6 protein-coding genes are annotated in these 6,155 nt (G+C 39.8%); all 6 read right to left on the reverse strand.

Annotated elements, in window-relative coordinates:
- Positions 1–219, reverse strand: a 219-nt coding sequence (locus tag ACTB1O_RS08915; RefSeq protein WP_462994785.1) for a type II toxin-antitoxin system RelE family toxin, incomplete at its 3' end; no start/stop codon positions are given.
- Entirely contained in the window at positions 216–398 is a 183-nt protein-coding gene (locus ACTB1O_RS08920) for a hypothetical protein (RefSeq protein ID WP_462994786.1), read from the reverse strand. The genes ACTB1O_RS08915 and ACTB1O_RS08920, both read right to left, overlap by 4 nt.
- Before the next feature lie 71 nt (positions 399–469).
- A complete protein-coding gene (locus tag ACTB1O_RS08925) occupies positions 470–2,245 on the reverse strand; it encodes a restriction endonuclease subunit S (RefSeq protein WP_462994787.1) in 1,776 nt (591 codons plus the stop codon).
- 112 nt (positions 2,246–2,357) lie between these two features.
- Entirely contained in the window at positions 2,358–2,687 is a 330-nt protein-coding gene (locus ACTB1O_RS08930) for a hypothetical protein (RefSeq protein WP_462994788.1), read from the reverse strand.
- 293 nt (positions 2,688–2,980) lie between these two features.
- On the reverse strand, positions 2,981–4,666 hold the full coding sequence (locus ACTB1O_RS08935; protein ID WP_462994789.1) for an RNA-binding domain-containing protein: 1,686 nt from the start codon (positions 4,664–4,666) through the stop codon (positions 2,981–2,983).
- 32 nt (positions 4,667–4,698) lie between these two features.
- Positions 4,699–6,155 (reverse strand): N-6 DNA methylase (locus ACTB1O_RS08940; RefSeq protein ID WP_462994790.1); only part of this gene is annotated, 1,457 nt, incomplete at its 5' end.

A 6,155-nucleotide genomic window follows, 5' to 3' on the forward strand; every position in this document is an offset into this window, starting at 1 on the left:
ATCATCGTCGATTAGATATATTATCCTGAAATCGCCGACCTTTAACCTGTATTTTTTTGGGTTTGTGGCTGTTAAGGGTTTGATGTCGGCTGACGGACGGGGTTCATGAGGATTTTTTTCAAGTTCATAAAGAGCATTTTTAATTCTTTTCTGCTCCTCTTTTTCAATATTAGAATATTGTTTCTTGAAATTCTTTGAGAGAAGAATCTGATAATTCATAGCTCTGCAAGAGGCGTGAATTCCTCATCTGCAAGAATTCTGTTCCAGCGTTCATCAGCCTTTTTCCAGCAGGCATCCTCCATAAGACGCATTATAATCTGGTCAAAGGTCTCTCCCTTTTCGCCGAACTTCCTCAGGTTCTCTTTTGTGTCAGAGGAGACCGCAATAGTTGTAGCCATTATAATCATTATATTGGATATAGGGGATATAAAATTTGTGCAGTCCCGGCATATATCCCGGGGCTTACCTCTCACCCGCAAATCCCGTCGCAGACCGAGAGCAAAAGCCTCTCTGCACAGTCCTCTTTTGCCGCCACCCTCTCTTCGAGCAGGTCGCAGAGTTTCATGAGTGAGTCCACCCTTTCTACGATTCGGTGCTGTTCTGCGAGTGGTGGGAGGGGGATAAAAAACTGTTCTAATATTTTTTTACTTAATCCTTCTCTTGAAATTCCTACCTGTTGCTTCATTATTTCAGATTGGAAATAGGGAGATATTACAATTAAATGAAGGAATTGTCGTATATTTTCATCAACAGATCGTATTATTGAAACATGCTGGCTCACATTTCCTTCCTGAAAATTATCTGAAATAAGACAACTACGCCCAATAGATGCCCCTGTGATATTTAACAAGATATCTTTGGGTTGAACAAAAGTACCTGACATATTTTGATGTATTTCTGGGGCTATATAAGCAACATTGTCCAATTTCAGACCATCATTCCATACATTTTGAGATCTAATAAAAGGTATTCCTTCATCCCGATAAACAGATTTCCCTCCTCTGGGGGTGCTTCCTGAACCAATTTTTGTTATAATATCATCCAATCTCGTCCAGACCCACTCCTTCGGCAGAACATACGGCACATCCTCATCCCTAACCGGAGAAAGAGCCTTCTGCTTTTTTATCTTCCCCTCTTTTATAAGTCTCTCCTTTTCGGCCTGAATCTTTTTCAAAAGAACTGCTGCCGGCTCATCCTCCGGATTTTGTGAAACTAATTTACCCTGCACTGCAAGCTGCAAAATCGTCTTTCGAAGTTCTGCTATGCTCTTCTTATCGTCAAATAAAACTCCGAAGTTTTCGGTTAATATTTCCCGTGCGACATCTGCTTCTGCGGCGTCCTTTGAATCGAAAAGGCAGTTTAAAGATGATAAGAGAAGCATCTGGCGTCTTTCTGATTCAGCATTTTGCCGGGCTTCGAGTTCGTCGCAGAGTTTCATGAGGGAGTCCACCCTTCCTACTATGCGGTGCTGTTCTGCGAGTGGTGGGAGTGGGAAGGGGATTTTTTCCCATTTTGACTTATTAATTATAGGTAATGTTCCAATTGATGCTAATTTAATTACTAAATCTTGAAAATAATTAGATTTTAATGAAATCAATAAATAATTAGAATTTATTTGAGAAAAAGGAGTGACTGTATTTATTTGTTGATTGCATGAAATGTCTCTTTCAGTAATATTTGTTTTTCCTATTGAACCACCAATACAAACCATCAATACTGATTTTTCTGGAATAGATCTTCCATTGTTCAATCCAAGTTCAGATAATCCTTCATTGTCATAATTAATTTTATTTTCAGTAATGTCTGCAGGTTTGATAAAGGGAACATAATTTCCGAAAAAATCAGGATTATTTTTAGGAGGTGTAGTACCTGTTTGGGTAATTCCAAGTTCACCCAATCTCGTCCAGACCCACCCTTTTGGAAGGTCATACGGCACTTCCTCAGGATCAACCGGCGGGAGAGCCTTCTGCTTCTTAATCTTCCCTTCTTTTAGAAGCTTCTCCTTTTCTGCCTGAATCTTTTTTAAGAGGACTGATGCCGGCTCATCCTCAGGATTTTGGGGGACGAGCTTACCCTGCACTGCAAGCTGTAATATTGTCTCGCGGAGTTTTGAGATTCCTCCCTTTGCTTTTGCGAGTGTTTCAAAATTGTTTGTCAGGATGTCGGATGAAATTCTTGTCTTCTCTTCGGAGTTGGAAATAATGTTGATATTGTTTTTATTGTGTGTATTTTTTGTATTGCTCATGCCCGGACCCGTCTGTTATATTCAGTATTATCTGCCATTTCCCAAAACGATATTGGAAAGGCCGGCCGCCGGTTTTAGTTGTGAAAGAGAAATAATCAAAAAAATATAGGATTCATCTGATTCTTAGATCAGGTTTTCTTTGATAATCTTCATAAAGACTGGTTTTGAGTATCCATCCGAAATGGCCTTCTTTGTCAGCCGCAATTCTGTTTGACTCCAGAAGATGTTTGATAATATCATCAAAAGCCTGATAAGTCATCTTTTCTGAAAGGAATTTCTCCCATAAGGCACGCCGTTTGTAATGGCCGCTCCACTCCCTGATTAGGTTTTCAACCATTTCTGTTGTTTCCGGGCGGAGTGCAGGTATTTTTATGGAACAGTTTTCTGCCTGTTTATCCACTCCGTCTTTTTTCATATCAGGTAATATGTCATTTTGATTCATATAAACAAAACCTCCTTTTGAAATGATATTCCCGGCATTGTTAATTTAAATATGATGCAAAAATTATCTAACCTTAATCCAAGTGGTGATTAAAAAACTGTATTCTGAAGAGATTTTAGGATTTCATCTGGCGAAATCCTTTAAAAATAATCTACTCCGTATCTAACCTTAATCCGGGTGGTGATTAAAAAACTGTATTCTGAAGAGATTTTAAGATTTCATATGGCAAAAGCCGTAAAAAATCATCCAGGTTTATACGGAATATTTATTTGATGTGTAGTCATAAAAACGAATCACTTTTTTTTGTCAGAAGTCTCTGTGAGTGTCCATTTTGCTGAAAATGTCTTCCCTATTGTTTTGATTATCCCTTCTTTTCTCATATCCTGAAGGAGATTTTTTATAAATAAGCGTTTTTGATCATTATCTAAAGCATCCGATACTTTGTCAAGTAGCAGTTTATCAATATCACTTCTTTTTGCATAACCAAACTTTCTTAGATAGGCAATTATCAGATCTTTAAAGTGACTTTTATCAAAAGAAAGATTCTTAATGTAATCTGCTTTTCTGTCAATTTCTGATGCAACATTAAGGGAAATATAGATGTTTTTAGGACGCCGTCCTTCAATCAGTTTTTTGGTTTTTAATGACTTATATTCTTCATCCGTCAGATTCTGCTTCTTTTGCACTTTATCAAGAGCAATAACATCCAATAGATTCAGATCTTTGTGCCGGCTAAGAATTTTAGTATATTTTTCATCAAGAACTCTGCCAATAATTCTGACTTTTACAACATCCTGAGAACTCAAATCATAATCAGGCATGGGGAAATTTCTCTCACGCTGATACCTGAATATTTTTTTTATGCCGCTTCCAACAGTATCAATCATTTTGAGATTCACCATTGCATTGGCAAGAAACCGGTTTCTGTAGAAGTGAGGGGGGGAATCACTTATAATTACATTTTCAACGCTTCCCGGCAGGAAATCTCCTTTGTTTGTAAAAATAAGGGAGTCCGATTCTTCTATAATAGAAATTCTGGCAGAATATTTGTAATCCTGATGGGCAATGCAGTTGTTCAGTGTTTCACGGATAACATAAGGGTCATACTGGCTGACTTCAGTTGGAAAAAGAGTTTCATCAGTAATATACCGATATGTCAGATTTCTGATCTTTGAATAGACCTTATCTACCGCAATTATGAAAGGAGGGCCAAAATGCTGATAATCCTTTTCGATACCTGAGTCATCCTTAAGTATCCATGTAATCTGTGAAATTGCGGGTGAGATCAGATGTTCAGACTCATTTTTTCCCAAAAGAATAATTGCTGCATTGGTAACTTTACCATCAATACATACTTTAGCTCTGTTTAAAAATTCCTCATCACTCCATCTGTCTACCTCGTCAGAAAGGTCGGGTTTTTTCTCCCTGAATTTTTTCCTGGCAAACAAAACCGCTTCAGAATCAAGGTCACTAAAGGATGCACCATTACAGATTTTTGCAGACCAGTCCGATTCTCCGCTCTGATTTCTTATTCTATCAATCTCGTTAATTGTCAGAGGTTCTAAGGATTCATGTACACGACCATATAATCTGCCTTTCCACGTTGTAGGGATTCCTCGTGTAGCCGGCGGGATTTCAAACATTAGCACTCTTCCTGCTTCAGTTTGTAATTCATGAATCTGTGAAAATGTTATTCGGTGATTAGTTTGTTTGGCAATTATTGGTTTAAGTCTTTCAAGACCGGGAGCGGTATTTCGGTAATTTGTACCAACAATTTTTCTTGGAATTTTATCTGTAACTCCAAATATGAGCCATCCGCAATCCTCGCCGTTAAGGTTTGCTTCATTGCTTAACGCAGAAAAAAGCCTCCCAAGCTTTTCAAAATCATAGTCATTTTTAGCTTCCTTAAATTCAATCCATTCTGTTTCAGAAGGAAGGTTAATAAATTCCTTTAATTTTTCAAGCATCTTTTCAGTCATCAAAATACTCTCCCGAATCCTGATAAAATTATTTACTTAAGGGCACCCTTAATCTCAGACAAAAGCTCAGCCCTTATCTCATCCGCCGCAGACTTTGCTGCCTCATACTGTGCTAAAATCTCCTCCGGGTGTCCGAGGTCTATCTCCTCAACATTCGGGTTTTTTATATCGAGATTGTAGTTGTTTTTGATTATATCAGCGACAGGTACACGCCATGCCTGCTCTGTTTCGCAGCGGTTTTCCCACCATTCCCTTTCCTGAGCGAACTCTGAGATGTGAATCGGCTTTGTTTTGTTATACGATTTTACACCATCCGGATACGGGTGTTCATAGTACCAGACGTCATTTGTCTTTCCCTCCTTTTCAAAGAAAAGAAGATTTGTTTTAATTCCTGTGTAGGGATTGAAGACGCCGTTTGGAAGCCTGACAATTGTATGAAGGTTAAACTCCGAGAGGAGTTTCTCCTTTATCTTTGTTTTCACACCTTCGCCGAACAAAAACCCGTCCGGAAGAACAATAGCGCAGCGTCCGCCGGCTTTTAAGCGGTGCATAATCATCACAAGGAACAGATCCGCAGTCTCCCTTGTCTGATAAGCCGCCGGGAAATTCTTTTCAATCCCGTCCTCTTCCATCCCGCCGAAAGGAGGATTTGTAACGACAACCTCAACCCTGTCGCTCTCGCTGTAATCACGAAGAGGGCGTGCAAGAGAGTTGTCATGCGCAATGTTTACCGGAACGTCAATTCCGTGCAGAATCATGTTTGTCGTGCACAATAGATGCGGCAGTGACTTCTTCTCAGTTCCGGAGATGGAACGCTTCAGAATCTGTTCGTCCTCAACCGATTTCACATCCACTTTTCTCACAAGGTCAATAACGGATGCTAAAAAACCGCCCGTTCCGCATGCAGGATCTAAAACACGCTCGCCGAGACGCGGGTTTGTCTGCTCAACCATAAACTGCGTAACTGCCCTTGGTGTGTAGAACTCACCCGCATTTCCGGCACTCTGAAGATCCTTTAGAATCTTTTCATAAATATCCCCGAAAGTATGCCTGTCCTTTGTGTTGTTAAAATCAATTCCGTCCTCAATCTTGTTGATTACCTGCCGGATCAGGGTTCCGTTCTTCATATAGTTGTAGGAATCCTCAAAGATTGCACGGATTACAAACACCATCGGATTTGCGCCGTCCGGTACAGGAAGTTCCTTTAGTTGTATGAAGAGTTCGTTGTTTACGAAATCAAGGAGTTTATCACCCGTAATTCCTTCAGGATCAGACGCCCAGCTTCTCCACCGGAGATCATACGAAAGAGGTGATTTGTAATCGTCGTATAAGATCTCGCATTCTTTCTCGCGGTCATCAAGTATTTTTAAAAACAGCATCCAGCCGAGCTGACTTAGGCGTTGCGCATCGCCGTCCACCCCGGCGTCCTTTCGCATTATATCCTGTATTGATTTTATTGTTGCACTGACTGACATAAAAAACCTGATAA

The organism is Methanomicrobium sp., assembly GCF_055145805.1.